Raw genomic sequence first — 25,823 nt, 5'->3', positions numbered from 1 at the left:
AGGAGGTGGATATCATGTTAAGAATAATTTCAAATAATAAAATAATATTATTTATGATTGTAATCATCACCACAGGTGGCCTGATGGCAGCCTGTGGTGATGAAGCAATCCCAGAAGAAAGCACTAAAGTTGAAGAACAAGAACAAAATCCAGATAATGAAAAGTCAGAAGAACAATCTGAAGACGAACAGCAGACAACTCAAACAATTGAGATTGCTTACGTAAACTGGGCTGATTGTGTTGCAACTACTTATTTAGCTAAGGAAATTTTAGAAGAAGAAATGGGATATGAAGTCGAATTAACAATGGCCGATCCGGGACCAATTTATACTGATATTGCTGAAGGTGAACACGATGTATTTCTAGGTGGTTGGTTACCAATTACTCATGAAGAATACTGGGAAGAATATCAGGATAAAGTAGATAAAATTAGTCCTAACTTTGAAGGTGCAAGAATTGGACTAGTAGTCCCTGATTATGTAGATATCGATAGTATTGAAGACATGAATGATGTGACTGATAAATTTGACGGTGAAATAATTGGAATTGACCCCGGTGCTGGAATTATGCAAACAACAGAAACCGCTTTAGAAGAATATGGTCTAAACTTTAATTTAATCGAAGGTAGTGACCCTGCCATGGCAACTGCTCTACAAGAAAGCATTGAAGAAGAGGAATGGGTAGTAGTTACAGGTTGGATTCCTCATTGGAAATTTGCCACCTGGGATTTAGAATTCCTTGAAGATCCAAAAAAAGTATATGGAGAACAAGAGAACATCTATAATATCGGAAGATCTGATTTAGAACAAGATTTACCGGAAGTAAGAGAGTTCTTAGAAGAGTTTCAGCTTTCCCAACAAGGTTTAGGAGAGTTAATGGCAGATATTAATGAAACAGAAGATGAAGAGGAATCTGCCAAAAGGTGGATTGAAGACAATTCTGACAAAGTTGAAGACTGGACCCCCTAATTAATATTCTCCCTAACCATTTTCCCTCATTTATTCCACACACAAACTCACCCGCTCCAAAAACGGGTGAGTTTGTGTTTTTTACATTATTATTTAATTTATTGTGTGTTCATGGTTACATCAGGAGAGTATTTCTTTTTAAGAAATTCAAGATAAGAAATATTTTTGCGGTCCTTAAACCATTGTCTGAGAGTACGAAATCCGTAAAATCTAAAATATAGATTGATAAACTTAAATTTCGCAGCCAATTCTAAGCATTTTTTGAAAGAATAAAATCTGGTCATCTCTTTCATTACCTGATATTGAAGCTCATAAGGAGAAATATTTTCAGGTCTATGAACTACATGATGGCCATCATAATACTCCCAAGAAGATGGCAACAATCGATTTTGAGAGGCTAATTCATGGAACTGTTCCGAACCAGGAATGGGAACTAAAATAAGTAGTTGAATAGTATCAATTTTGTGTTTTAAGGCAAAATTGACGGTTTCGTGAGCTGTTCGGACATCATCATGATCACTGCCAATAACGAACATTCCATGGATGTGGAACCCTTTATCTTTAATTGTTTTGATTGCCTGCTTTGTTTCATCGATACTTAGGCTCTTATTGTATTCTTCCAAGGTTGATTGATTAACACTTTCAAAACCAATGTGTAACATCCTTCCCCCTGCTTCTTTCATGATATCTAGTAATTCTGGGTCTTTATAGATGTCTGCTCTTACTTGTGCACCCCATTGAATGTTAATATCTCTTCTCGAAATAATTTTTTTCATCAATTGATAGGTCCGCTCCCGGTCTGCCGCAAAATTATCATCGTAAAAAAATATTTTGGCAGGAGAAAGACGTGCTAATTCATCGGCAACCTTATCAATGTGTTTAAACCTGTATTTCTTTCCAAACATTTTAATAACTGAACAAAACTTGCAACCAAAGGGACATCCTCTGGAAGTTTCCATAGGCAGGATATTCATTTTCTCACTACCAGCAATCAAACTCAAGTCGGGAAATGGCAGATCATTATGAGTTACCGGATCTGGTAATGAGTTTTTAATTAACTCTTTGTTTTCATTAAAATAGGCCAAACCTGGAATGTTTTCAGGTTTTTTTCCGGAATCCTTCTGAGTATCAATGAATTCTACCAGTTCTAAAAAAGACTTTTCTCCTTCGCCCATAACGCAAAAATCTGCATGAGAAAGAGCCTCCTCTGGATAAAAAGTAACATGAGAACCTCCGATCACAATTGGTATATCTACCTGGTTCTTGATTTTGTCTGCCAAATGGTAGGCTCTAGGTGCTGTGGAAGTAATTGTTGATAGACCCACTAAGTCAGAATTGTAAATCCTGTCAAAATTTAGTGATCTGATTTCTTCAGCTTGAACTTCAACATCGTAACCTTTTTGTTTTAAAATTGTCGCCATTATAGGTAGTCCCAGCCTGGGAAGCTTAACCTTATTGAAAACATGTACCCCAGGAGATTTGGGTTCTATTAAGGTGATCTTCATATAACATCACCTCACTTAAAATTGATTAAAAATATTATTAATTCTAATTCTTGTAACCCCTGTTATATAAACACTTAATCCTTTAATTTATTTTGTCTAAATTAACATTTACTATACTTCGTTATCATAAAACTCCCTAAATATACTGTCTACTATACAATTTGAAAATTTCCTAATTTTTTCTAGGTAGATATTTCTATAAAAACTTATATTTTCCTTTTTTTAATACTCTATTTTGTTTTCCAATAAAATATTTTGGAACAAGTTAAATGCAAAAAATATCGACAAGATTAGCAGAGTGTTTTATAATAAGAAGGGATATCAATTAACCTGGATGTTTAAAATCCCAGGTATGGATATCCCGATTTTTTTATTTCGGTCTTTTTTAAATTAAATCGTTAAAACGGGGGGGTGCACAGATGGGTATAAATTTAGCAATTGTAGGAAGTACCGGGGCAGTCGGGCAAACCATCCTGGATATTTTAAGAGAAAATAATTTGGATTTTTCTTTAAATAACTTAAAGCTCTTGGCATCTGAAAATTCGGCCGGTACTAAAATCACCTTTGGAGGTAAAGAAATTACCGTAGAAGCTGCCAATTCTTCCTCTTTTCACGATGTTGACATTGCCATTTTTAGTGCCGGTTCATCTGTTAGTAAAAATTTGGCTCCTAAGGCTGTAGAATCTGGAGCCATTGTAATAGATAACAGTAGTGCTTTTAGGATGGATGATAAGGTACCTCTGGTGGCAGCTGGAGTTAATTATGAATCTTTATATGAGCATGAGGGAATAATTGCCAATCCTAATTGCTCCACAATTCAAATGGTCTGTGCATTAAAACCAATATTAGACCATGCCGGTATCAAGAGAATTGTAGTATCTACATATCAGTCCGTTTCTGGTACAGGTTATCAAGCAATGAAGGAATTAACAGAACAAAGTCCAAAATATTTAAATAATGAAGCCATTGAAAAACAGATATATCCCCATCAAATAGCCTTTAACATGCTTCCACACCTGGATTCTTTTGATGAAAATGGAGATACGAAAGAAGAATTGAAAATGGTTAATGAAACTAAAAAAATCTTTCAAGATGAAAACATAGGAGTTACTGCTACTACTGTACGGGTGCCAGTTTTTATTGGACATTCTGAAGCGGTCAATATTGAGACAAAGTCTAAGCTTTCAGCTTGTGACGCAAGGCAATTACTAGAAAATTTTTCGGAAGTAGAAGTTATTGATGACCCTTTTGAAGCAAAATATCCCACTCCTATTGAGATTGCCGGTAAAGACCAAGTCTATGTAGGTAGAATAAGAGAGGATCTTTCCATTGATAATGGGCTTAATTTGTGGGTAGTAGCTGATAACTTGAGACGAGGAGCTGCCTTTAATGCTTTGTTATTAACTGAATATTTAGCTAAATATATAATTTAAATTCAAGGAGGATTATGATATGACATCAACTATTAAAATTGGCTTTCTAGGCTTTGGTACAGTGGGGACAGGTACTGTGGAAGTTTTAACTGAAAATAAAGATTTGCTAACTGAGCGAGTTAATGCCGTACTAGAAGTGGAAAAAATTCTTGTAAAGAATAAAACTAAATCTAGGACAACACAACTTAATCAGAACTTCATATCAGACAAGCTTACAGATGATCCAGAAGAAATACTGAGAAACCAAGATATTCAGATAGTAGTTGAAGTAATGGGAACAGAAGAACCAGCTCTTAGTTACATGAAAAAAGCCATCAAAGCTGGTAAGCATGTAGTCACTGCCAATAAAGAAGTGATAGCCAAACACGGCGAAGATCTCACTTCTTTAGCCAAAAATAATGGTGTTAATTTCTTGTACGAAGCCAGTGTAGCCGGTGGTGTTCCAGTAATAAGGCCCTTAAAAGCATGCCTAGCTGGAAATACAGTTAAGGAAATTTCCGGTATATTGAACGGTACTACTAATTACATCTTGACCGAAATGGAGGAAAAGGAAGCAGAGTTCAATGAAGCCCTTAAAAAAGCACAAGAGCTTGGTTATGCTGAAAGTGACCCTACTGATGATGTAGAAGGTTTTGACGCTGTAAGGAAACTTGCCATAATGACATCTATGGCAACAAATTCTACTGTATTACCCGAAGATATATACACTGAAGGCATTTCTGGTGTAACAAAGGAAGATCTCCAATTTTTAGGTGATCATGGGTACAAAATTAAACTTCTTGGACAGACAAAAATTAATGGTACGGAAGTAGAAAGTCGGGTCGCACCTACTTTCTTACCCTGTGACAATCCGCTTTCATCAGTCTCCGGGGTTTATAATTCTATATTAATTAAGGGAGAACCAGTGGGTTATCTTACATTTACCGGCGAAGGGGCTGGTAAAGAAGCAACCTCCAGTGCTGTCTTATCCGATATCATTGAAGCTGCTAGGAATGGTAAGCATTCCAATAATTTCAATGGTTGGAGTAAAAATAATTTTTACAAAATCCTTGATAAGGAAGAAACCAGTTCACTATTTTATCTCAGGCTAGTAAGTTCAAATCCTTCTCAGACAGAACAAGAACAGAAAGTTAACAAATCCGAAATCCAAAACCTATTAAATCATCACGGCATTGAGTTACAGCAGTTAGATAAAAAATCTAGTTCAAATGGAAAACAAGAATTATTTATAATCACAGAATTAGCTAAAGAACAAAATGTACAAAACGCTATTTCTGATTTACAGGATAAGTCAGTTGAACTTATAAACATTATTAGAGGAGATAACAGTAACGGTGGAAGATAAAAAGCTGAAAGATGAAAGATAAAAAGTTATGCGTAGGAGGATAATGATGGAAATCTATGTGGAAAAATACGGAGGAAGTTCCCTGGCTACTGTAGATAAAATTAAAAATGTGGCTCAAAGGATAGTCAATCAGTCCAGACAAAATAAAGGCCAGGTCATAGTTGTTTCTGCCATGGGCGATACAACGGATAATCTAATCAAACTAGCTCATGAAATCACACCACAACCCAAGGACCGAGAAATGGATATGCTGGTCTCCACTGGAGAGCAAGTATCTATATCTCTGTTAGCCATGGCCATCGATTCCCTAGGTCATTCGGTCATTTCATTAACAGGACCACAGGTTGGCATTAAAACCACGGGAACATATAAAAAAGCCAAAATTTTAGAAGTCAATTCTAACAGAATAATTTCAGAACTAAAAAAGGGAAAAACTGTTATAGTTGCAGGTTTTCAGGGGATTACCGAAGGAAATGAAATAACTACACTGGGAAGGGGCGGTTCAGATACTACCGCAGTAGCCATTGCCGCCGCCCTTGATGCCGTGAAATGCAATATATGTACAGATACCGATGGGGTTTATTCGGCAGATCCTAGAATCGTACCAAATGCTAAAAAACTCTCTGAAATATCTTACGATGAAATGCTGGAAATGGCCGTTTTAGGTGCAAAGGTCCTTCATCCTAGATCAGTAGAATTAGCTCGTAATTACAATATAACCCTAGAAGTTCGCTCGAGTGCTAAATTAGAACAAGGAACAATAGTGAAAGGAGTTGAAGACATTTATGGAAGAGATGTTGAGAGTAAGCGGTATAACTCATGACACTAATATCTGCGAAATTTCTGTAATCGGAGTTCCTGATTTGCCAGGTATTGCCTATCGATTATTTTCTAAACTAGAAGATAATAATATAACTGCCGATACAATTATCCAAAGTATTAAAAGAAAACAGGTCAACGATATTTCTTTTACAGTCAGTCAAGATGACTTAACAGAAACGGTCAAAGTAATGGAAAAATGGTCTGAGGAACTAGGAGCTCAAGGGGTGGAATACCACCGACAGGTTGCCAAAATTTCAGTTGTTGGTGCTGGAATGGTGAATAAATCCAAAATAGCCAGGGCTATGTTTCAAGCTCTATATGAACTAGATATCAACATCCGAATGATCAGCTCTTCGGAAATGAAATTATCCTGCCTGATTGATAGCGACAAAGTAACTCTGGCTGTTAGAGCTGTCCATGATAAATTCTCCATCCAAGGGATTGAAGTTAACAGTAAATGCTAACATAAAATAAAGTGATGTGATAAATTGTGATAGATAAGGATAGTGGATATTTTCCAGATTTTAACTTCACCCAAAATATCGTATATAAAGACTATACTCTTATCAAAATAAAAATGACACTATAAATTAACTAATAATCTAATATATAAGGGTGATAACAATTAGAAAGATAAATGATCGAGTATTTGCAGGTATAGTGGCAGGAGTCGGTGCTAATTTATTAAAAACAGCCATAGAGCATGCGGCCTATAAAAAAGGTTACACTAATCAAACTGGATTACAAAAAGCGGGCGGATTTTTTATGTCCGCCCGGCATGTGAATACACCTCTAGGTAAATTAAATGGATGGATTGCCGATAACTCGGTAGCAGCTATTCTCGGCATTTGTAAAAGCTATCTATTTTCATTATCAGGTAGAGATTACCCCATTGTAAAAGGTGTAGCTTTAGGGGATATGTCCTGGGCCTTCGCCTATGGCGTACTAGCTAAAATGGGAGCAAGTTCACTTCAGGAAGAAGATCCCAAGACCGCTTTTACAGTCATGATATCTCACATGGTTTTTGGAGCCGCATCAGCTATTATCTTAAGATCTGTAGCTAATCCTAATCTGTTCCCACGTAAGTAAAAAAACGCCAAACTTTCTCCACAGGGCCATGGCCAAATTTGTTTAACCAAATCCTGGCAAATTCTGATTGCGCCAGATAAATAACTACAGCTAACAAGGGAGTTAGCATAGTCGGGAGTTCATTATAAAGTCCCAAATTAATTTCGTAGAATAAGAGCAAATAAATCACACTATGGGTTAAATAACTAGTAAGGGTCATCTTCCCAATTAACCTGAACCTATCAAAGATATAGTTATCTTTTTTCCAGTGATAAAACACTACAAACAACGTAATATAAAAGAAAGTTAAACTTAAATTAAATAAATTTGATAAAGGAAGGGACAGGTATTCATCAGCCAAACCATAATTTCTCACTATCATTCTTGAGAAATAAAACAATACAAAGAGACCCATACTCCACCATGACACTCTCACTACAGATTCCAATCTATCCCTGGTTTCCATGAATACTCCAGATTTCCCTAGATAAAGGCCTATCAAAAATAAAAATAAATGGTGAGGAATGTCAACAACAGCATCGTAAAGTATACCCGGAACATTTTCTATTGTTATAGATAAATTAGCACCGTATGAACTGGCATTATATGAGGATATTATCGAAGGTGCAGATGTTGTTACAAGTCCAGAAAGTAAATCACTTAAAAAAGCTGCAAATAACATATCTAAAATGAATAAAACAACCAACCATTTTTTTAAACTTGATAAATCCATTTTGTAGAAAAACAGCAAGAATATCCCCGTAATAGCATAAGCATGAAGTATATCAAGATGCCATACAAATACCATGTGCATAATGCCCAGTATCAATAGTATGACTAGCCGTCTAACAAAAATAAGTTTTGTATTACGCGGACGAGACATGAACATATAAAAACTGAGTCCAAATAAAATCGCAAACATGGGATAAAAATTATTGAGAATAAATTGAGAATAAATTGTAGAAGCCATTTCCAAAAAATCTATTTCGTTATGAGTAAAGACACCCAAATTGGCAATTAACATTCCGAATAAAGCAAATCCCCTTAAAGCATCAACTATTTCAACTCGTTCTTTTAAGCTTCCCATAGCTTTCCCCTCCTATCCAACAGAAACGCCTCATGGATTCTTTAATAATAACAACAGTTGCAATTATATCTTAGCTAAGGGAAAAAAATCAATCTTTAAATATTTAGGATTATCTTTACGATTTTAACAACAGAAGAAAGCCCACTTCTTTAGCTGTGGGAGTATGTTAATATTTGATTGTGACTCTTTGCCATTGACCGTCCCAGTCTACCTGTGCTTCCAAAAATTCACCTATATATCGAGCAGGGATCATAGTTCTCCCATCTTTGATCAATGGTTCAGTATCCATAGATTTATCTTTACCATTTACTTGTGCTATTTGGCTGCCAATAGTAAATCGTATCTGTTTCCCGCCGGGTTTATTTATTATCACATCCTGATGATCTCCTTCCCATTGAACAAAGGTTCCCAGAGCTTCAGATATATTTCTTAGAGGAACTAAAACACGATTATTGTCATCGATATAAGGTTTGACATCAAAACTTATAATAGATTCATTTACTTTAACTAGGATTCCCGGTTGGTATTCATCCAGCAAATACTGTTTTCTAGTTGCTTTAAAGTTGCGTAACTCAGGAGCATACTTCTCTTCAATCTCCTGTGGAGATAACTCCTTTTTAAGGCCGATACCTATTTGGTCCGTACCCATAATTTTGTCGAACATGACAATATTTCCCTGGTCACTAGTTGGTACTTCAAAGTCTCCTATTTTAAAGGCCTGGGATAAGGCGTAAATTCCAGTTTTAGCAGGATTAAAGGCATAGTAATCAGTAATATTAAGTCTTACTCCCCCGGCACTTCCCCTATCTTCTGGGATAAAAGAAACCCCTTCAAGTCCCGCCTGGTTTAGAGCTTCTGCAAATTTATATGAATCGAGATCTTTTCCACCAATCCATTCGAATTTATCCGCTTGATAAACACCAGTTCCCTCACCTAAGCCTGTAGCCATATATCCAAAACAAGAATCCAAATCCGGGATATTAGGCGAAGTCTGAACCCAAGGTAAACCGGTATCTTGAAAGATCATATTTCTTTGATAATTTTTCATAGGAATAACTGTCAGGTCCACGTCAATTTTACGATTAAAGAACTGAGCCAGTTCCCCTACAGTCATCCCATGGGCTTTAGGTAACTTGTCCACTCCAACGAAAGAAATAAATTCTTCTTCCATGACTGGACCTTCTACTGTCATGCCCCCAAGGGGATTTGGCCTATCCAAAACAATTACAGGGACATCATATTTCTCAGAAGCCATCATGGAATAATTTAGTGTGGATATGTATGTATAACTTCTGGCACCTATATCCTGGATATCAAACAGTAATACATCGACTTTGGATAACATTTCCCTGGTAGGTTCTCTAGTCTGTCCATATAAACTGAAAACGGGAATATCATGTTCTTCATGAGTATATGATTCTACGTATTCTCCAGCACTAGCTTCGCCGTCCAAACCATGTTCTGGTGCATATACAGCAGTTAAATTTATTCCATCATCATCCATGAAAACATCAACTAGACTTTCTTTATTGCTATTTACACCGGTGTGATTGGTGATCAACCCTACTCGTTTATCTTCTACCAAGTGAAGGTAATCATCTAAAAGCACTTCATTACCCAGTTCAACCATATTCTCCTTTTCACGTGCAAAAGTCGTATTAGTAAAGTTTCCTAAAGATGCACTAATAATTGCAATAGTTGCTGCTAAAACAAATAGTAGTAATATTTCTCTTCTCAGGCTAGCTAAACTGCTCATACTATATGTAATCCCCTTTCTAGTATTATTTTAGTTAATTATACCATAATATACAAAAACCTGCCTTTAATGGCAGGTTTTTTATTCTGTAAAATCCTGGTATTTAATGTAAGCTAGTATCCCGGCTACCAAGGCAGTAGCACCAATTAATTCTAAAGATTCTTCAAACAAATTATCCATTAGCAAGAATCCAACACGCTCTGTTGGCGTAAAATTGCCCCTAATATAATTAGGGTCAAGATTATTAGCTATGGCTCCTTCACCAATCATTTCATTTATCCTAGATCCTACTTTAATATACCAATTACCTATGTTTCTGGTAGCTGATGCCATTGTTGCGACTCCATAAGACAAATAACCCAGAATCAAGTAATTTCGTGCCATAGATAAATGCCGGGCATGCCGCCAAAAATACCAGGCGGCACCCAGCATAAATAAGCCTAAAACACCAAAGTAGACTAGTTCAATCCCAGTGCTACCGGTTAAAAAGTTTTCAATACCCAAATATTCAAAGATAGTAGGAAAATATGTGGCCAAAGTGTGTCTGGGATTACCTGCATCTTCTAATAACATGAATAGTAATCCTATACTCAACAAGCAAGTGAATTTCTGAGCATCTGTGAGAGATTCTTTTCGGTTATTTGCTAATTCACTACTTAATTTTCCTGCGTGATACGCACTGATTAAGGCCGCCGCCCCCAGTAAAATCCACTGCAGGATTTCTGTGGGACCTCCTTCTCTAAAAATATGGGCGAATAATAAGGGTTCCGTTGGTTCCTGGGCTCTATATTTCGTAACCTCATACAATCTGTCCAAGAAACCTTGCATTCCAACATTTTGGATATCTACCAAATACACCAAAATTGCTGCAACTAACAAGTATAATATTGTAAATCCCATCAAAGTTCCCGGCTTTATTTTGGTAATAAAACTTGGAATTGTCTGTTTCATAGATATCGCCTCAACTGTTAATTTCCCTTTTATTCCTATTCTATCAATTATTGTTATTGTATCACCGATAGCAATGTAAAACAAGTTGTTTAGGTGTGAATCAAGGTCAATTAATCAATTTCCACTAATTTTACACCAATCACTTTACCGGCTTCTTTATACAAATGTTCTATTTCAAGCTCTTCATCTCTAAGTCTAATATCCATCATTTCTTCTTCAAATTCTTCATGTGTTAGGGACTCATCTTCTAAAACTACTACCATCTCCTCTGAACTACTATAAAGATTGTATTCGTTTTCTTCTATGTCTTCTACAAGTAGTTCCTTATCATCTTCATCAAAGTAGACTACTACATAATCTCCAATGTCTTCTTCATCAAATACGTAAATGTAAAGAATTAGTGATTCATCATTTTCTAGAACGGACATTTCAATGAACTGACCTTCTTCTAGTTCATCTTTTTCCTCTGCCTCACCATAAACTGCCACATCATCATCTAAATCAAAGGTTTTTTCTTCCCCTGTTTCTTTCACAAACAAATCAATTTCATCATCATTCACATCCGAAATAAAGCCAAATTTAAACTTTTCAGTTTTTTCGTCATCATCGTCTTCTTTCTCTTCTAAATCTTTCATCTCTGAAACAACGTAATCTTCATCAACTGCTACCTCTATATATAAGTCTTTTAAGTCTGCTAATTCTTCAATTTTTTCTTCATCTTCATCTTGCTTGTAAACATACCCTTCTTCCAGCTCATCAACAAAATCTTCGGATACTTTTAGATAAAAATAACTTTCTCCTGCTGACAAGTCGATATAGTTATCGTCTTCGTCAACCGCAACTACCTCTCCACTAATTAATTCTAAGTCCTTTACTTCCTCTTCAATACGGTCACCAAATCGCTTTTGGATGCCTGGAGGTAATCCATCTTTGTCCCTTAATCCTGGTGGCACATCTTCATCCTCATTATCAACTAACTTCTTCCTTTGTCCTGGAGGTAGATTTTCCTTATCTTCCCCCTGAAAAGGTGGTGGTAATTCTGTACCATCATCTTGTTGTTCAGCTACTGCATAGGAAATTCCTCCAAAGGAAATTACAGTGGCTAAAGCTAGAATCAACAGTTTTTTCATAATTATGGTCCCTCCTTGTTATTATCTTTCTTCTCATTAAGCTATACGAAAGTCAATTTAAATTTTGGGACCCTATGATAAAATTTTCTAGAAAAACTTTAATATGCCAATCATTCACCTTGCCCAGGGGGACCATTTTCATGCTGCTTTCCAGGAAGATTATCATCTTGATGTCCGGGTGGTCCATTGTCCTGCTGATGTCCAGGAGGACCGTTGTCCTGCTGCCCAGGGGGACCATTATCGTTCTGTCCCGGGGGTTCTCCCGGCGGTTCTTGCTCTAGCTGTCCTGGTGGCCCCTCTTCAGAATGACCAGGAGATTTGTCGTCATATCCCTCGTCAGTTCCAGGACTATCATTCTCATGTCCTGGTGGTCCATCTTCTGTTTGTCCTGGCGGTATTTCGTCTCTTTGTCCCGGATGATCATCATCTCTTTGGCCAGGGTGACCGTTCTCATCTTGACCTGGAGGTTTTTCTTCATCCTGGCCAGGAGGTTTTTCTTCAGGAGATCTTCCTGGATGTTCTTCTCTTTGGCCAGGGGGTTTTTGTTCATCTTGCCCTGGTGGAGTATGATCTGGGGGACTTGGCTTTTTTGTGTCTGTTGTTGATTTACCTATTTGAGTCACTTCATCGTATAATTCTTCAACAGATCTACCCTCATCCCGTAACTCCGTGATCATTTTTTCCCGATCTATTTCTTCCTGGGACTTTTCTTTTGTTGATTCAACTTGGCCTTCTGAGGTGTGAGCAACTTCTGCTTTTATCTTATAGTCATTTAGAGTTATTCCCTGTTCTCTAGCCTGATTCAGTTCAGCCATCGTCCCTTCCCTTAATGCAATATTAGCTGTAATTTCAGTGTCTTCCACCCCGGTTAAAATTTCATCTCTTAAATTTTGATAATTAGAAGAAGTTAGGTCTTTTTGATTAACCTGATCCACATTTACCAATGTGATCATTATTAAATTATCCATTTCGTCATAAATATAACCTTTTTCTCTAGCTGTATTGACCAATTTACTCATTGAATTAGTGAGATATTTATCTTCTAACTGGATCTCTTGAAATAAATCTTTTGCTGTTTCGTTTAGCGGAACTGCTTCGATAACCTTGTAATCAGAATTAACTGCTAACTCAAAACCTGGATTTATATCCACATTTAAATAAGCCACAGCTTCATCAGATTCAAAAAATAAATCACTGAGAAATGGAGAAATTATTAATAGCATAAAAATTGCTGCAATAGAAACCACGTTTTTTATAGACGGTGGCACACTATTTCGTGTATCTATAAATTTATCTTCTTGAATATTCTCAGGATCAATCCAAACTTCCTCACCTTTGGCTACTCCCTTTTCTGGAATAGGAACCCGCAAGAACCTGCGATCTTCAGTAGCAACATGCATATAATTTTTTTCTGTTTTAATAACTACAGCCTTAATTTTTGACATTATCTTCATCCCCTTTCAAAGGAGAGCCACTTTCAGTTACTTTTTGAGCTTTTTCAGATGATTTGTTGGGTAATGAAAATAGTGATCTCAAATAGGAAAAGCGCTCGTCTGATATTATCATTGTCACAGCTAGAATATATTTTCTGCCTCGTTTTAACACTTTCTTGCTATTTCCCGTTTCCAAAATGAGCTTTTTTAATGGTAATTTTTTCTTCTTTTTTATGTATTTTAATAAATCTTCTCGCTCTGCAATTAATTTCGCCACTTCAACCAGTTTATCCCTAGTTTTTTGATGTTTAGGAGATGCTTGTTCGAGGTCATGAAAAGATAAACCATATTCTTGTAATACGTATTCAAATTGACTCATTTCTTCAACTCTTTCTTGAAACTCTTTTTGTTGATGGTATTGCTTCCAGGCAGCTTCATCTTCAATTTTGTTATCAGGAGGTTCATCTAATTCAGTGTTGGATTCTTCCAAATTATTACTCAATGGTAAATGGTGATGCCGTTTTTCAGTTCTAAAATAATCAACTAGGCGACTTTTAACAACCATTCTCAAATAGTTCTTAAACTTTTTATTTGAGTTGAGATCATAACTGTCAATAGCTTCATTCAGTGCCAAAAGTGCAATGCTTAATTCATCATCATTTTCCCATACAAGTTTACGATTGCAATACCCTGAAGCTATTTCCTGGATATATGAAGTATATGATGTTATTAAAAGTTCTCTAGATTGTTCATCACCTGATTGAGCCTTTTGTAAAAGTTGTATGTCTTTTTTCTCCATATACTTCACCCTTTACTAATCAATACGTAGTGAATTTTAATTTTTGGGTACATAAATCCAATTATTTCATTATACCGAAAAAAACTCCCTCAATGAAGCAATAGGATAAGTGATGCTTCAAAGGGGAGTTTTCCGCAAAGTTTATTCTAAATCCTGCTTTTTAAATATGAGCATTAGCAAGAAAGCACACTGATTCAGCTGTGGAAGTACGTTAATAGTAATTATATCAATTGACATCAGTAGTCAATATGATTATAATACAGGACAATATACTCTCCCACGTAAGGGTATTGGGAGAAGTAAAGCTAGGAGGTATTTGATGAGTGATTACCGTTTACAAATAGACGATAAAGCAAAAAAATATTTAGATAAAAAAGGAATAACAACTTTGACTATTAGATTAATTAGGAACAGTGGTGGCTGATGCAGTGGTACTTTAGAACCTGAGGTCCAGGTTAAAGAACCAGCTGTTAAAGACGGTTTCGTTAAAAAAGAAATCCATCCTTATACGATTTACATCCAAAAAAGTATTGAATTAACCGATCCAGAACAGGGAATTGTAGTTACTATCTGGGGCTTTTTGTTTTTGAAAAGATTAATTGCCTTAAATATTCAATCAGTCACTCCTTTATAATAGGCTAAATTGATTACATTTTATTTCTTCTTGAAATCGTAAACAAAGCCCTGGTAAGATAACCAATGACAAATCCACCGGCAAGGGATAGCAAAATTAGTAGTATTAAAGGGCCATCAATTTTCCAAAATAGTAACTGCAGTTCGACCTGATGAGTATTTTGAAATAATAAAATTAAAAAGATGATTGCTATCACTAAAATAGCTATGGCTTTAGGTCTCATGGAATCACCTCCAATGTTAAATTCGACCTTATTTTAGGTGATTCCTTCTAAAAAATTACTATTACTGAAACATTTTGTTATTTTAACTTTTTATTAGCAACTTTTGCCAAAAACACCGCTACCTCTCGATTATTTTTCCATTCAGTCTTAAGATAATCCAAATCACGATCTTCCTCGTCACCTGTGAAAGGCACTAATTCTAAAATATAAGCTGGCCTATCAAATTTTTGGATAAACCAGTCATTGAAATTTGCACCTCTGTAATCGGGTCTAGGAGGATATAATGTATAACCTGTTAATTCGCTGAGCTGATCACCAATTTCCTGATCCCTTTCCAAATGTTTGTTATGGTAATACCAGAAAATCACTTGCCCTCGAGTGTGATATGATATAGCACTTAAAGGTTTGGTTTCTTTAGTAAACTCATATAGAGCTTGAGATTCAGGTTCTGATAAAGGTTCCTCTCCTTTATAATTCATAGCAAATCTAACACCAGTACAATCGGAGTCTTCCCAATCCGCAGGATACTGCCTATTTAAGTCAACTCCATTAATATTTGCTTTCCATAAATAAAAATCTTCTCCAGCCCAGTCTACATTATAGTCTACAAATTCGTCATGATATTCTTCAGGAATCCCATCAAGCCCTTTTTGATGTAATGTTACACCATCAGGGTTGACCATTGGGACAAACCAAATTCCCACATCGTCCAGAATTTCTCTAATATTAAACTCACCTATCTTTTCGTTTTGGACGTATTTATAAGCATAACGATCCAATTTTTTCATTGTTAAATTAGTGGAGATCCATTCCCTGGCATGATGACTGGCTTCCACTAAAATTGTGTTGTCCTCATTCCCTATCCTTACTGCATATAAATCTTTCCCCAGGACTGATTTTCCTATTGTCCTAACTTCTAACAAATCACCATAATTTTCTTTTAATTGGTCCAAATCCTGTTCCATTTGGTCATAAGTATAGGTCTGATAGGGATCAACCACATAATCTAAGTCTTGGGGGTCAATAGTTTGCCATGATGGTAACTCAGTATAGTCCTTGTCAGCACCATCTCGCTTTTCTTCATTTTTTTTCGTATCATGGATTTCATCATTTAAGTCATCCCGACCGAGAAGAAAAGTAATAATTAAACTAAGCATTATTAAAACAAGAAAAATGAGCATGATTTTATGGTTTTTTTTAATATTGAATACATTCATATAAACAATTCACCCCTATAAAATCTTATTTGTCTATTATCAAAGTATACAATGAACTAGCTTTTATATTACAAAAAAAGGGTTATCCCAAAAGTCTTTATTTTAACTTTTGGAATAACCCTTACATTTTATACACCATTTATACGCCATCTGCTAATAACATTTCATTGAGTAATTAATCAGAGTATTATTCAAACATAATTTCATTGAGTAATTCTTCATATGAAATGGGATTCTCTGTTATATCAGAAAAATGCAACTCTTGCCCATAATCCTCTATATATAATTCTGTATCAAAGTTTAAGTCAACTTCTAGCTCAATCAGTTCATCCGGAATTTCTTCTTCAGCAGTAAAATTAAAATCAATCTCAGAATTTAACTTATCAATAGTGAAGTTTTCTTGATTTATATACTTAGTTCTAGTTAAAGATACTTGCAAATTTTCTTTGGTTTCTTCCCATTGTTCTTGAAGTTCTTGTTCCATATCTTTTAGTTCTTCTTCAAATTCGGTTGGTATTTGATGTTCATCTGTAATAATCTCGGGGGATTCAAAAAAATCATCCAGCATATTCATATATGTATCAGGATCGAAATTACTTTCAACAACATAGTATTCTTGATTATCAATATCTTTTTCACCAATTAAATTAACATCTCCATCATACTCCTGGAACATTTCTATCGAAGTTAACGGATCCATACTTATAAAGTATTTGATTGAATTTGTCATATCCATTAAAGCTAGATCACCAACCACCCATTTTTTGCCTTGCTCGCCTCTATATTTTTGATACAATTTCTGATCCGTTAATAACATTTCATCACTTTCTTTTTGGATTCCAAAGCTCTCTAGAGAATTTCCGCTAGATAGTAATGGAAAATAATCTAATAAGGGAAAATAATTTTCCATATCGTACTGGCTATAATATTTAAAGGGATCATACTGAGTTTTTGTTTTTACGTGATAAGGTACCTCGAAATCGGGAATCTCGTGGTTATTAGAGGCATCTGAGCTGCATCTTGTGGACAATGAAATAGTTGCTAATCCATCTCCGCTCATTGTATGAGTCTCTTCCGCTTGCAACTGTTCTTTTCCTCTATTAATCATGTCTTCTGCAGTTAAACCATCCAACTCTTCTAAATTTGTTATGTCTTGACCAGATACAGGAGCGGTTGTAAAAACTAGAATCATTAAAGATAAACCTAATTTGATAGCTGATTTTCTACTTCCTTCATCAATCATATTGCTCCTCCTTTTAGAGATTATGCAATTTAACTATATTTTCCCAATAATTAAATTCGCCATAAGAGAAAATATTCCCTTCCATATATTTTAATTTTTTAACAGCTTAGCCTGGTTATATTTATTAATAAACTGCACATTCTATAAATGATTTAATCTAAAACTATTAGGAGGGTTTTAATGAAAGTTAGAGATGTAATGACTTCTGAAATCTTTTCAGTTGACAAAGGTGAAAATGTCAGTCGGGCTGCTCAAATCATGAGGGAAACTAATATAGGTGTTTTATCAGTACACGACGGAGAAAACGTAGTGGGCATGTTAACAGATAGAGATATTGCTATTAGAAACGTAGCTTTAGAAAACAGTGTCAATGTACCTTGTGAAGAAGCCATGACAGCTGACGTCATTAGTTGTTCACCTGAAAATTCTGTTGAAGAAGCAGCAGATATCATGGCTAAGTATCAAGTTAGACGATTACCTGTTATTGAAAATGGAAAACTGGTGGGAATGGTAGCTTTAGGAGATTTAGCTACTGAAAACCAAACAAAAGACGAAGCTGGTCAAACTTTAAGTCAGGTTTCTACACCTAGCAGGCCTGATTTATCCTAAAATTCAAGTTTTAGCTAGCCATTTGTCTACAGTCTGAAATTAGCTCCTTTGAAACAAGGAGCTAATTTACTGTTGATTTAGTTTCTTGAACTGATAATTTGTTTTGGCACCAGCGTTCTGTTTTTCTTAAAGCCTGATAAGCTCCCTCAGCTTGGTTATCCGCATTTACTAAAGAGGCCAGATTTATATCCTTAAATTCATTAATTACTCTCCCACCTATTAAAATATAATTATTTTTTAATGTATCAGATTTTCTGATTTCTGATATTAATCTGTGGACCTCTACTAAATTAAATGATACTGAGAATGATATCCCAATAAGATCAGGATTAATTTCTTTTATTTGGTTAACGAGAGTATGTTTTGATTGGTTATCTGTAAAGTTCTCCAGATACTTCACATCCCAACCGTAAAGACTTAATAAATCTCCCACTATTTTCATACCCAGTTGGCTTGAATCAGAGGCGGCAGTTGTAAATACTACTTTCCCTTTATCCTTTTCTGTTGATGACAAATACTGATTGTAAAGATAATGCCTTACTTTAATAACAATGGAAGTAGCGTGTTGTTCGTGTATCATATTAATATCTCCCATTTCCCAATAATATCCTATTTTGTACATAACAGGGCGCAATACATTCATATAGAATTCAGGTATTATTTCTTTTGCAGTCACATGTCTTTTTGTTATCTCAAGGCAACGGTCTAAATCTCCCTGCATCAATGATGAGAAAAAAGATGTCTCCACTCGTTTCCACCAGGCTGGAATCTTAAAAACTGATTTGGTTTGGGAATTAGCAAGTTTTATTAAATTTCCTTGTTGATCTGTTAGCCATTGATAAAAAGGCATTAACTCTTTCAGTGCTGAAGACGAGAGCAGTTCCTGAGTGGCGGCAATCCATGCTTGTAATTCCAATCGAAAAAAATCTTCAGAAAAACCCCCATAACTATAAGCTCTGTAATACCAGCATAAATAAGGAATAGCTAACTCAAATTTATTATTATAAATAGCTGATAACCATAATTTTGATAAGTTATCTTGATTGTAATATAAAAAATTCTCAGGATAATTGTTTGTCAAGGCCTTTAAATTTTTTTCATTATCTAATATTTCCATAACTTTATTCACAATGGCATTTTGTTGTGTTTCATATTCTTGAACAGACTCCTTAGATATGTCAGGAAGTCGTCGTAACTCTTTTTTGAACTTTTCCAATCTGACCCCTCCCCTCAATCTGCAACAATTGGATATTGTCTAAACATAAGCTGGTTGTTATTAAATTCTATAGAATGTCAAAATGTCCTTTTATTTGTCAATAAATAGCACAAAAAAAAGAGCCTATGATCAGGCTCTACTCTACCGAACTTCTAATAAGGGAGAAGTCTAATTAAATTTAAATTAAATACTGCAATAACTGAAAACTAATTCACCATTAGAATCTTCAATTTTTAAATTACATTCCTTACAATCTATCTTCATTTTCCCCTTTTGAGCTTTTTCTTTAATTCGCCCTAATTCTTTAGCATCGATCCAACGCATACCATCGAAGTCTTCCTTACTATGGCAATCCATCACCAAAAGATAGTTTCCGTTTCTACTCATAGCCAAAATCCCCCTTGGATTTAGTATGTTTTCTTATTTAAATTTTCTCATAAATCACACTTTTTACAATCGGGGGAAGTATTTAATCTGCTAAAGGGGTAAACCCCTAGTTTTTTTTAAAATACTGTCAGGGTTTAATACTAAAATTACCCCTAAAAAGCCCGTAAAGGCAATAGAAAGTACACCTGCTATGATAAAAGGTACTGAAGCAAGCATCACCAAGAGATGAACTGATTTTTTCTTGGAAGCAAAAGCTTCTGATCGCTCTAAAATTAGACAATTTGTAACTATTAAAGGGACAAAAATCCCTCGGGATTTTTGCAAAGCTGGGCTGTAAGCTTCTAAAAGCATATCAACTAAGGTTACAAAAGTAGCTTAACTCCCTCCAAAAAACTATCTTAATTTAAATATACAGTTCCTACCGAACAAACTCAAAAGAGCATCGGTAGGAACTGAATATTTATTCACTAGCCTTCTCTAAAGCTTCATCCACGGCTTCTAAGATACCTTCACTAGAATAGGTTGCCCCAGATACAGTATCAACATCTAAAGATTGGGCATCGATAATTCTATCGGGAAGCTCATTCCAAGCTTTTTCCATAATATCTTCAGTGTCCTGGTGATCTAACAATTCAATATCTACTATTGACTCGTTTTCCACAGTTACTTCTATTTCTATATCATCACCGCTATAGCCAACTGCAGAACCTGTAAAACTTCCATCGGATAAATCTCCAACTTCTTCAGTTTTTTCTGTGTCTTTTTCTGTGTCTTCGTCAAGCTCTTCTTCAAGTTTTTCGTCAACATCTTCTACTAAAGATTCTTCGTCAAGGGCATTTTCAACTGCTTTTATTATGCCATTACTTGATTGGGTAGCACCTGATACTACATCTACATCTGTTGATTGATTGTCTAAAATATCTTCTTTAAGTGTTTCCCATGCAGGATTCATCATATCTGAAGATTCTTCGTGATCGATCAGTTCCAACTGAGAGATCTCGCCATCTAAAATTGTTACTTCTATTTCAATACCAGGATTTCTACCACTTGCTTCTCCTCTATAAACACCATCAGCTACCTCTACAGGAGAAGCTTCTGCTTCCTGAAGTGCTTCTTCCACGGCTTCTATAATTCCATAACTAGATTGAGTTGCTCCTGAAACAGTATCCACATCATCTGTTGATTGACTATCAAGAATCCTTTCTTGCATTCCTTCCCAGGCTGATTCCATTATATCTGAGGAATCGTCATGCTCTATTAATTCCATATCGGTAATTTCTCCATCAGAAACAGCTACTTCTACAATAACACCCGGAGAGTGTCCAGAGCCTTCCCCTTGATAAGTGCCGTCTTGTAGCTCACCAGGTTCTTGTTCTAGACCTACGATAGCATTTTGGACTGCTTCCATAATGCCAAGACTTGATTGGGTGGCTCTAGAAACTGTATCCACTTTAGGTGAGTTTTCTTCAATGATTTGTTCAGGCACTTCTTCCCAAGCCATTTCCATATAAGTTTCTGATTCATTATGATCTATCAGCTCTATATCAATAATTTCTCCATTAGAAACATTTACTTCTACTTCTATACCTGGTTCGGTTCCAAACCCTTCCCCTTCAAACACACCATCTTCTAACTGTGCTGGAGCTTCTTTGATTTCCGGAAAATCTTCTGGGTCTCTCTGGAAGTAGTTCACAGCTATGGCTTCAATTCCCTTTCTAACACCTTCAGTCACACCTTCACTGCTGGCTGTAGCCCCTGAAACCGCTTCTACATCCTGGGCGAGTTGAATATCGTCAAATATAGTTAAACCTACAAATTGTTCTTGCCATTCAGAATCTTCTATTTCATCGGAAATTCCAGGAGTTTCACTGTGTGATAAAATTTCGATTCCAGTAACTGTACCTGCTACGTCCATAGCCACCATCATTTCTATTACTCCTCCATATCCTCCTGGTTCAACTATACCTGCAACACCTAGTACGTCTTCCTCGTCTAGCACAACGTAATACTCTTCACCATTCACATCTTCAATTTCAAATTCATTAGCTTCTGGAAAGTATTCAAACATTTTGGTTTCCATTGTTTCTCTATGGCGCTCTGCTATTATTGGTGACGTAAATTCATTGGAAAAACCAAGCAAAGCAGCGGATAAGGCTGCTATAATCATCAAAACACCTGCAAGCCTAATCATATCATTTTTCATTTATAGACACCTCCCCGTATATTTTCGGTCTGGTGTATTTATTAATAAAAGGTACTGTTGCATTCATTAGGAGGACGGCATAAGTCACTCCCTCAGGAGCTGAACCAAGCATCCTAAATATCCCAGTAAATACACCACAACCTATCCAAAAATCAAATTACCCATCTTGGTATATGGTGATGTTACCATACATGTAACCATATAAACAGCGGCAAAAATTGCCGATCCGCTAAATAGGTGATACAGAATCCTTTCCTCTACAAGGAATGCCATAGCAGCCAATACCTCCGGAAAGTTTTAAGAACCATTAAAATCACACCCCTCTCCCATTTTCATAAGGAGTCCTATCCTTCCTTGCTTAGGATCAATGAATCTGAATGGGCTCACAACACCCTTTTATAATGTGCTTGCGGCTTGTTACGACAATCCTTATTAACTTTCCTTATAACTTTATTCAACTATTCTTTGTAATTTGCTTTAACTCCTTTGCTTTTTTTAAAAATAGGTAAATATCAGGGAATACCCTTACACCCTTTAATGGTTTACCCTCTAGAGTTGACTAGTGCAAGTATGTAATAATAAAAATACAACAAATTTAAATATGTAAGGGTTTATAGTAAAATATATTTAACACTTTAAGTGAGGATAAATTATCATTTATCTACTGATATTAGAGTAGGGGGTATCGGATTGCCTGGCTTTCAAAAAAAGGTGTTTTTCGGAGTAGGTCTCTTATTATCCATCACAGTAATTGTTGGAATTTTCTTACCTTTTTACGAAAATTATCAATTACAGCAGTATCCTAAAGTGAATCTAACATCAAAGGATCAGAACCCTTCCGAATTTCAAGAAATAACTTCCCAAGATACAAAAGAATTTAACAAAGAGAGAGACAATGACTCTCATTTATTAAGAGTTGGCCTGGGAGCAATAACAGCAGGTCGTGAATCCCTTTATTACTATAAAGAACTATTAGACCATTTAGAAGATCAGCTAGGGATGGAAGTTAAAATCCATCAAACTCGTACCCATTCAGAAATGAATGAATTAATACGCCATGGTAACATCGATATAGCATTCATTTGTTCTTATTCTTACATTCAATTACAAGATAGCCATGGAGTGCCATTATTGGTCGTACCTGAGATAAATGGAACCACCACATATAGATCTGTAATTCTAGCAAGAAAAGAGCTTAATATAGATGCTTTTAATCAATTGGAGAATAAAACTTTTGCTTTTACAGATCCCCTATCTAATGCAGGCAAACTATATCCTGCATATTTACTAAAACAACAAGGACAAAGTCCCCAGGATTTTTTTGAACACAGTTATTTCACATATAGCCACAATAATTCTGTAGATAGTGTGATAGAAGGGGTTGTGGATGCCGCTGCTGTTGATAGTCTTGTATATGACTACTTGTATACTAAAGATCCAGCTAGATTTGAAAATGTGGAAATAATTCATACTTCACCTGCTTTTGAAATCTCACCTGTTGTGGCTAGTCCCAAATTAAAAACTTCATTAAAAGAAGATATTAAAAACTTTTTCTTGGAATTACATGAAACTTCTAATGGTCAATATATATTGGAGCAATTGGGAATTGAGCAGTTTGAGCCCGCTCAAGATAGTAGCTATGACTCCATCAGAGATATGGCCGAGGTGGTAGGTTATGATAAATAAAATTAAAAATAAAATTGGTATTAAAGAGAAAATAATAGCTATTGTAGTTATAATTGTATTAATGCTTGGGATTTGGACTGTAGTTCAAGTCAGGTCAACTACCTCAAGTGCATTAAACGAGTACTTGCAACGCCATGGAATTTCCATAGCTAAAAATGTTAGCACTAGAAGTGAAAATTATTTATTAACTAACGACCGTTATAGATTACATCAACTGGTATCCGAAACTATGGATAATAATTCAGATGTTGAATATTTATTTATAGAAGGGGCGGGAGGAACTGTAGAAATCAGTTCTTTTGCCAATGAATTACCAGACAATTTGAAGCAAGTAAATACTGTTGAGGAAAATGAGGAATATAATATTCAACCTTTAAATACTGAACATGGACTAGTCTATGACATTGCAGTACCAATATTTGAGGGTAGAATTGGTACTGTTCGCCTGGGAATGTCTACTAGTGAAATCGATCAGTTAGTTCATCAAATTTGTAGCAATATTTGGTTAACAGTTTTGATAGTTTCTATAGTTGGTTTGATTACAGCTTATTTATTATCTCTTATAATAATCAATCCAATATATCGACTAGTTTCAGCCACTGAACAAGTAGCAAAGGGTCATTTACATGGTATCCCCCTGGTGGTAACAAATGATGAAATTGGCAAGCTATCCCTATCTTTTAAGAAAATGATTGAAGGACTTAAATCTTTACGAGAAAATAATGAGAGTTGTTGGGTCCAACTTGAAAAAAAAGAAGAGATGAGAAAAAAATTGTTAAACAAAATGATGTCCGCCCAGGAAGAAGAGCGGAAAAAAATATCAAGGGAGCTTCATGATGGAACCGGACAATCTTTGACTACTTTAAAGTTAGCGTTAAAACAAATCAGCGAAACAAACGATTTAGAAGAAGCTAAAAGAATGTCTGAAGAACTAAGAGAACTTACTGGAGATGTAATTGATGAAATCAAAAGTTTGGCCAGGGATCTGCGTCCTAGTGTGTTAGATGATTTGGGATTAGACTATGCCCTAGAAAAATATCTCAAAGAAATACAAGGAAGGACTGGAGTATCTACCGAATTTTGGTTTCAAGCAGATCAAGGATTAAAATTAGAGCCAGAAATTTCTACTAATATTTATCGGATAGTCCAAGAATCTGTCAATAACTCTATCAAACACGCTGATGCTAGTAAAATTGATGTGATTGTCAAGACCATTTCTTCTCAGTTAATAGTTATTATTGAAGATGATGGGAAAGGATTTGACCTGGAACAGTTTTCTGATAATTATAAACAAAATGAAACGCGGGGACTTGGAATATTTGGAATGGAAGAAAGAGCAGAATTAATTGGGGGACATTTGGCGATTGAAAGCACTCCCGGAGATGGTACTGCCGTTTATTTAAAGATTAATTTAGCAAAGGAGGAAACATCAAACCATGACTATTTCGGTACTAGTAGTTGATGATCATGCCGTACTTGGAAAAGGATTGAGTATGCTTTTAAATTCCCAAGATGATATGGAGGTATGTGGGCAAGTTGGTACTGCCAAAGAAGCTTTAGATACATGCAAGGAAAAATGTCCCGATGTAGTATTACTGGATCTGTCACTCCCAGATAAACAGGGTCATGAAATAATCAAAGAACTCAAAGAATCTTGTAGTGCCCGAGTTTTGGCACTGACAATGCACGAAGATGAAGCTTATTTCAAAAGAGTGGTTGAAGCAGGAGGAGATGGGTATATTTTAAAAAAAGCAGCTGATGACGAATTGATTTCAGCCATCAGGTCAGTTTATCAAGGAGAAGTTATTGTAGATAAAACTTTTACTAAATTATTAATCGACTATTATCGAAACCCAGATAAACAGAGCGGTACAGAAAAAAACTATGATCTCAGCGACAGGGAAAAGGAAGTATTGCAGCTAATAGCCTTAGGATATACCAATAAAGAAATTGCCGAGAAATTATATATAAGCATAAAAACGGTGGAAACCCATATTGCAAGAATAAAAGAAAAATTAGGCCTTAACCGCAGATCCGAGCTAGTCCGATATGCAATGAGAAATAATATAATCAGTACCGAGTGAAGCTAGATAGAATTTAATCTTTAT

At 35.6% G+C, this 25,823-nt stretch carries 22 protein-coding genes and 2 pseudogenes; 9 read left to right on the top strand and 15 right to left on the bottom strand.

The genetic code is table 11. The features are described from left to right. The first annotated feature begins 14 nt into the window (after positions 1 to 14). Positions 15 to 968: a glycine betaine ABC transporter substrate-binding protein gene (locus tag NTHER_RS03505; RefSeq protein WP_012447149.1), complete on the top strand. Its 954-nt coding sequence runs from the start codon at positions 15 to 17 to the stop codon at positions 966 to 968. A 98-nt stretch (positions 969 to 1,066) separates the two neighbouring features. Here NTHER_RS03505 and NTHER_RS03500 read toward each other — a convergent pair whose 3' ends face one another. After that, complete coding sequence (locus NTHER_RS03500) at positions 1,067 to 2,473, bottom strand: B12-binding domain-containing radical SAM protein (protein WP_012447148.1); 1,407 nt, start codon at positions 2,471 to 2,473, stop codon at positions 1,067 to 1,069. Positions 2,474 to 2,892: 419 nt separating this feature from the next. Here NTHER_RS03500 and NTHER_RS03495 point away from each other — a divergent pair, with 419 nt between their 5' ends. The 4 genes and pseudogenes from NTHER_RS03495 to NTHER_RS03480 all read left to right on the top strand — a co-directional run bounded on the left by NTHER_RS03495 (position 2,893) and on the right by NTHER_RS03480 (position 7,162). Then, entirely contained in the window at positions 2,893 to 3,906 is a 1,014-nt protein-coding gene (locus NTHER_RS03495; RefSeq protein ID WP_012447147.1) for an aspartate-semialdehyde dehydrogenase, read from the top strand. A gap of 19 nt (positions 3,907 to 3,925) precedes the next feature. Continuing rightward, on the top strand, positions 3,926 to 5,251 hold the full coding sequence (locus tag NTHER_RS03490; RefSeq protein WP_012447146.1) for a homoserine dehydrogenase: 1,326 nt from the start codon (positions 3,926 to 3,928) through the stop codon (positions 5,249 to 5,251). A 46-nt stretch (positions 5,252 to 5,297) separates the two neighbouring features. Beyond that, a pseudogene (locus NTHER_RS16485) lies at positions 5,298 to 6,537 on the top strand (aspartate kinase). Between the two features lie 151 nt (positions 6,538 to 6,688). Next, positions 6,689 to 7,162 (top strand): hypothetical protein, encoded by a 474-nt coding sequence (locus NTHER_RS03480; protein ID WP_012447145.1) that lies wholly within the window; start codon positions 6,689 to 6,691, stop codon positions 7,160 to 7,162. Here the strand turns inward: NTHER_RS03480 and NTHER_RS03475 are convergent. The 9 genes from NTHER_RS03475 to NTHER_RS03435 form a co-directional block, all read right to left on the bottom strand. Beyond that, the gene (locus NTHER_RS03475; RefSeq protein WP_012447144.1) at positions 7,140 to 8,228 is read right to left on the bottom strand and encodes a DUF418 domain-containing protein; all 1,089 of its coding nucleotides are present in this window, start codon (positions 8,226 to 8,228) and stop codon (positions 7,140 to 7,142) included. The two genes, NTHER_RS03480 and NTHER_RS03475, sit on opposite strands and share 23 nt — an antisense overlap. Positions 8,229 to 8,394: 166 nt before the next feature. Beyond that, positions 8,395 to 9,984, bottom strand: coding sequence for an exo-beta-N-acetylmuramidase NamZ domain-containing protein (locus NTHER_RS03470; protein WP_012447143.1), 1,590 nt, complete (start codon positions 9,982 to 9,984; stop codon positions 8,395 to 8,397). 81 nt (positions 9,985 to 10,065) lie between these two features. Beyond that, positions 10,066 to 11,019, bottom strand: a complete 954-nt coding sequence (locus NTHER_RS03465) for a hypothetical protein (RefSeq protein ID WP_012447142.1) — start codon at positions 11,017 to 11,019, stop codon at positions 10,066 to 10,068. A gap of 26 nt (positions 11,020 to 11,045) precedes the next feature. Next, the gene (locus tag NTHER_RS03460) at positions 11,046 to 12,065 is read right to left on the bottom strand and encodes a hypothetical protein (protein ID WP_012447141.1); all 1,020 of its coding nucleotides are present in this window, start codon (positions 12,063 to 12,065) and stop codon (positions 11,046 to 11,048) included. Positions 12,066 to 12,175: 110 nt separating this feature from the next. Beyond that, complete coding sequence (locus NTHER_RS03455; protein ID WP_012447140.1) at positions 12,176 to 13,510, bottom strand: anti-sigma-I factor RsgI family protein; 1,335 nt, start codon at positions 13,508 to 13,510, stop codon at positions 12,176 to 12,178. Further along, complete coding sequence (locus NTHER_RS03450; protein ID WP_012447139.1) at positions 13,497 to 14,297, bottom strand: sigma-70 family RNA polymerase sigma factor; 801 nt, start codon at positions 14,295 to 14,297, stop codon at positions 13,497 to 13,499. The genes NTHER_RS03455 and NTHER_RS03450 overlap by 14 nt, the downstream gene beginning before the upstream one ends. Positions 14,298 to 14,944: 647 nt before the next feature. Next, the gene (locus NTHER_RS03445) at positions 14,945 to 15,154 is read right to left on the bottom strand and encodes a lipopolysaccharide assembly protein LapA domain-containing protein (RefSeq protein ID WP_012447137.1); all 210 of its coding nucleotides are present in this window, start codon (positions 15,152 to 15,154) and stop codon (positions 14,945 to 14,947) included. 77 nt (positions 15,155 to 15,231) lie between these two features. Beyond that, positions 15,232 to 16,371 (bottom strand): M14 family zinc carboxypeptidase, encoded by a 1,140-nt coding sequence (locus NTHER_RS03440; protein WP_012447136.1) that lies wholly within the window; start codon positions 16,369 to 16,371, stop codon positions 15,232 to 15,234. 187 nt (positions 16,372 to 16,558) lie between these two features. After that, positions 16,559 to 17,614 carry a hypothetical protein gene (locus NTHER_RS03435; RefSeq protein ID WP_012447135.1) on the bottom strand — a complete coding sequence of 352 codons (1,056 nt, stop codon included), beginning with the start codon at positions 17,612 to 17,614 and terminating at the stop codon, positions 16,559 to 16,561. Between the two features lie 180 nt (positions 17,615 to 17,794). On the opposite strand from NTHER_RS03435, the gene NTHER_RS03430 reads away from it, so the two are divergent. After that, the gene (locus tag NTHER_RS03430) at positions 17,795 to 18,223 is read left to right on the top strand and encodes a CBS domain-containing protein (protein WP_012447134.1); all 429 of its coding nucleotides are present in this window, start codon (positions 17,795 to 17,797) and stop codon (positions 18,221 to 18,223) included. Positions 18,224 to 18,284: 61 nt separating this feature from the next. Here the strand turns inward: NTHER_RS03430 and NTHER_RS03425 are convergent, their stop codons facing one another. From NTHER_RS03425 to NTHER_RS15535, 5 genes and pseudogenes are all read right to left on the bottom strand, one after another. Next, positions 18,285 to 19,439 carry a cobalamin B12-binding domain-containing protein gene (locus tag NTHER_RS03425; RefSeq protein WP_012447133.1) on the bottom strand — a complete coding sequence of 385 codons (1,155 nt, stop codon included), beginning with the start codon at positions 19,437 to 19,439 and terminating at the stop codon, positions 18,285 to 18,287. Between the two features lie 183 nt (positions 19,440 to 19,622). Next, the gene (locus NTHER_RS03420; protein ID WP_012447132.1) at positions 19,623 to 19,826 is read right to left on the bottom strand and encodes a hypothetical protein; all 204 of its coding nucleotides are present in this window, start codon (positions 19,824 to 19,826) and stop codon (positions 19,623 to 19,625) included. A gap of 90 nt (positions 19,827 to 19,916) precedes the next feature. Then, positions 19,917 to 20,177 (bottom strand): Rnf-Nqr domain containing protein, encoded by a 261-nt coding sequence (locus NTHER_RS03415; RefSeq protein ID WP_012447131.1) that lies wholly within the window; start codon positions 20,175 to 20,177, stop codon positions 19,917 to 19,919. A 109-nt stretch (positions 20,178 to 20,286) separates the two neighbouring features. After that, on the bottom strand, positions 20,287 to 22,029 hold the full coding sequence (locus tag NTHER_RS03410; protein ID WP_012447130.1) for an FMN-binding protein: 1,743 nt from the start codon (positions 22,027 to 22,029) through the stop codon (positions 20,287 to 20,289). After that, positions 22,019 to 22,302, bottom strand: a pseudogene (locus NTHER_RS15535) (RnfABCDGE type electron transport complex subunit D). Before NTHER_RS15535 ends, NTHER_RS03410 begins: the two are co-directional and overlap by 11 nt. 417 nt (positions 22,303 to 22,719) lie before the next feature. Between NTHER_RS15535 and NTHER_RS03405 the strand changes: the two are divergent. The 3 genes from NTHER_RS03405 to NTHER_RS03395 are packed head-to-tail and all read left to right on the top strand — an operon-like array spanning position 22,720 to position 25,799. Next, on the top strand, positions 22,720 to 23,715 hold the full coding sequence (locus NTHER_RS03405) for a substrate-binding domain-containing protein (RefSeq protein WP_012447129.1): 996 nt from the start codon (positions 22,720 to 22,722) through the stop codon (positions 23,713 to 23,715). Further along, a complete protein-coding gene (locus NTHER_RS03400; RefSeq protein ID WP_012447128.1) occupies positions 23,705 to 25,177 on the top strand; it encodes an ATP-binding protein in 1,473 nt (490 codons plus the stop codon). The genes NTHER_RS03405 and NTHER_RS03400 overlap by 11 nt, the downstream gene beginning before the upstream one ends. Further along, positions 25,152 to 25,799 carry a response regulator transcription factor gene (locus NTHER_RS03395; RefSeq protein WP_012447127.1) on the top strand — a complete coding sequence of 216 codons (648 nt, stop codon included), beginning with the start codon at positions 25,152 to 25,154 and terminating at the stop codon, positions 25,797 to 25,799. Before NTHER_RS03400 ends, NTHER_RS03395 begins: the two co-directional genes overlap by 26 nt. Positions 25,800 to 25,823: the final 24 nt, after the last annotated feature.

It is taken from the genome of Natranaerobius thermophilus JW/NM-WN-LF (genome assembly GCF_000020005.1).
Classification (GTDB): domain Bacteria; phylum Bacillota; class Natranaerobiia; order Natranaerobiales; family Natranaerobiaceae; genus Natranaerobius; species Natranaerobius thermophilus.
The sequence above is the reverse complement of the archived record's forward strand: the minus strand, read 5'-3'. Positions and strand labels throughout refer to the sequence as shown.

Excerpts from the sequence above, each read along its gene's own strand:
- NTHER_RS03505 (WP_012447149.1), top strand. The coding sequence starts at position 15 with ATGTTAAGAATAATTTCAAATAATAAAATAATATTATTTATGATTGTA.
- NTHER_RS03500 (WP_012447148.1), bottom strand. The coding sequence starts at position 2,473 with ATGAAGATCACCTTAATAGAACCCAAATCTCCTGGGGTACATGTTTTC.
- NTHER_RS03495 (WP_012447147.1), top strand. The coding sequence starts at position 2,893 with ATGGGTATAAATTTAGCAATTGTAGGAAGTACCGGGGCAGTCGGGCAA.
- NTHER_RS03490 (WP_012447146.1), top strand. The coding sequence starts at position 3,926 with ATGACATCAACTATTAAAATTGGCTTTCTAGGCTTTGGTACAGTGGGG.
- NTHER_RS03475 (WP_012447144.1), bottom strand. The coding sequence starts at position 8,228 with ATGGGAAGCTTAAAAGAACGAGTTGAAATAGTTGATGCTTTAAGGGGA.
- NTHER_RS03470 (WP_012447143.1), bottom strand. The coding sequence starts at position 9,984 with ATGAGCAGTTTAGCTAGCCTGAGAAGAGAAATATTACTACTATTTGTT.
- NTHER_RS03460 (WP_012447141.1), bottom strand. The coding sequence starts at position 12,065 with ATGAAAAAACTGTTGATTCTAGCTTTAGCCACTGTAATTTCCTTTGGA.
- NTHER_RS03455 (WP_012447140.1), bottom strand. The coding sequence starts at position 13,510 with ATGTCAAAAATTAAGGCTGTAGTTATTAAAACAGAAAAAAATTATATG.
- NTHER_RS03450 (WP_012447139.1), bottom strand. The coding sequence starts at position 14,297 with ATGGAGAAAAAAGACATACAACTTTTACAAAAGGCTCAATCAGGTGAT.
- NTHER_RS03445 (WP_012447137.1), bottom strand. The coding sequence starts at position 15,154 with ATGAGACCTAAAGCCATAGCTATTTTAGTGATAGCAATCATCTTTTTA.
- NTHER_RS03440 (WP_012447136.1), bottom strand. The coding sequence starts at position 16,371 with ATGAATGTATTCAATATTAAAAAAAACCATAAAATCATGCTCATTTTT.
- NTHER_RS03435 (WP_012447135.1), bottom strand. The coding sequence starts at position 17,614 with ATGATTGATGAAGGAAGTAGAAAATCAGCTATCAAATTAGGTTTATCT.
- NTHER_RS03430 (WP_012447134.1), top strand. The coding sequence starts at position 17,795 with ATGAAAGTTAGAGATGTAATGACTTCTGAAATCTTTTCAGTTGACAAA.
- NTHER_RS03420 (WP_012447132.1), bottom strand. The coding sequence starts at position 19,826 with ATGAGTAGAAACGGAAACTATCTTTTGGTGATGGATTGCCATAGTAAG.
- NTHER_RS03415 (WP_012447131.1), bottom strand. The coding sequence starts at position 20,177 with ATGCTTTTAGAAGCTTACAGCCCAGCTTTGCAAAAATCCCGAGGGATT.
- NTHER_RS03410 (WP_012447130.1), bottom strand. The coding sequence starts at position 22,029 with ATGAAAAATGATATGATTAGGCTTGCAGGTGTTTTGATGATTATAGCA.
- NTHER_RS03400 (WP_012447128.1), top strand. The coding sequence starts at position 23,705 with ATGATAAATAAAATTAAAAATAAAATTGGTATTAAAGAGAAAATAATA.
- NTHER_RS03395 (WP_012447127.1), top strand. The coding sequence starts at position 25,152 with ATGACTATTTCGGTACTAGTAGTTGATGATCATGCCGTACTTGGAAAA.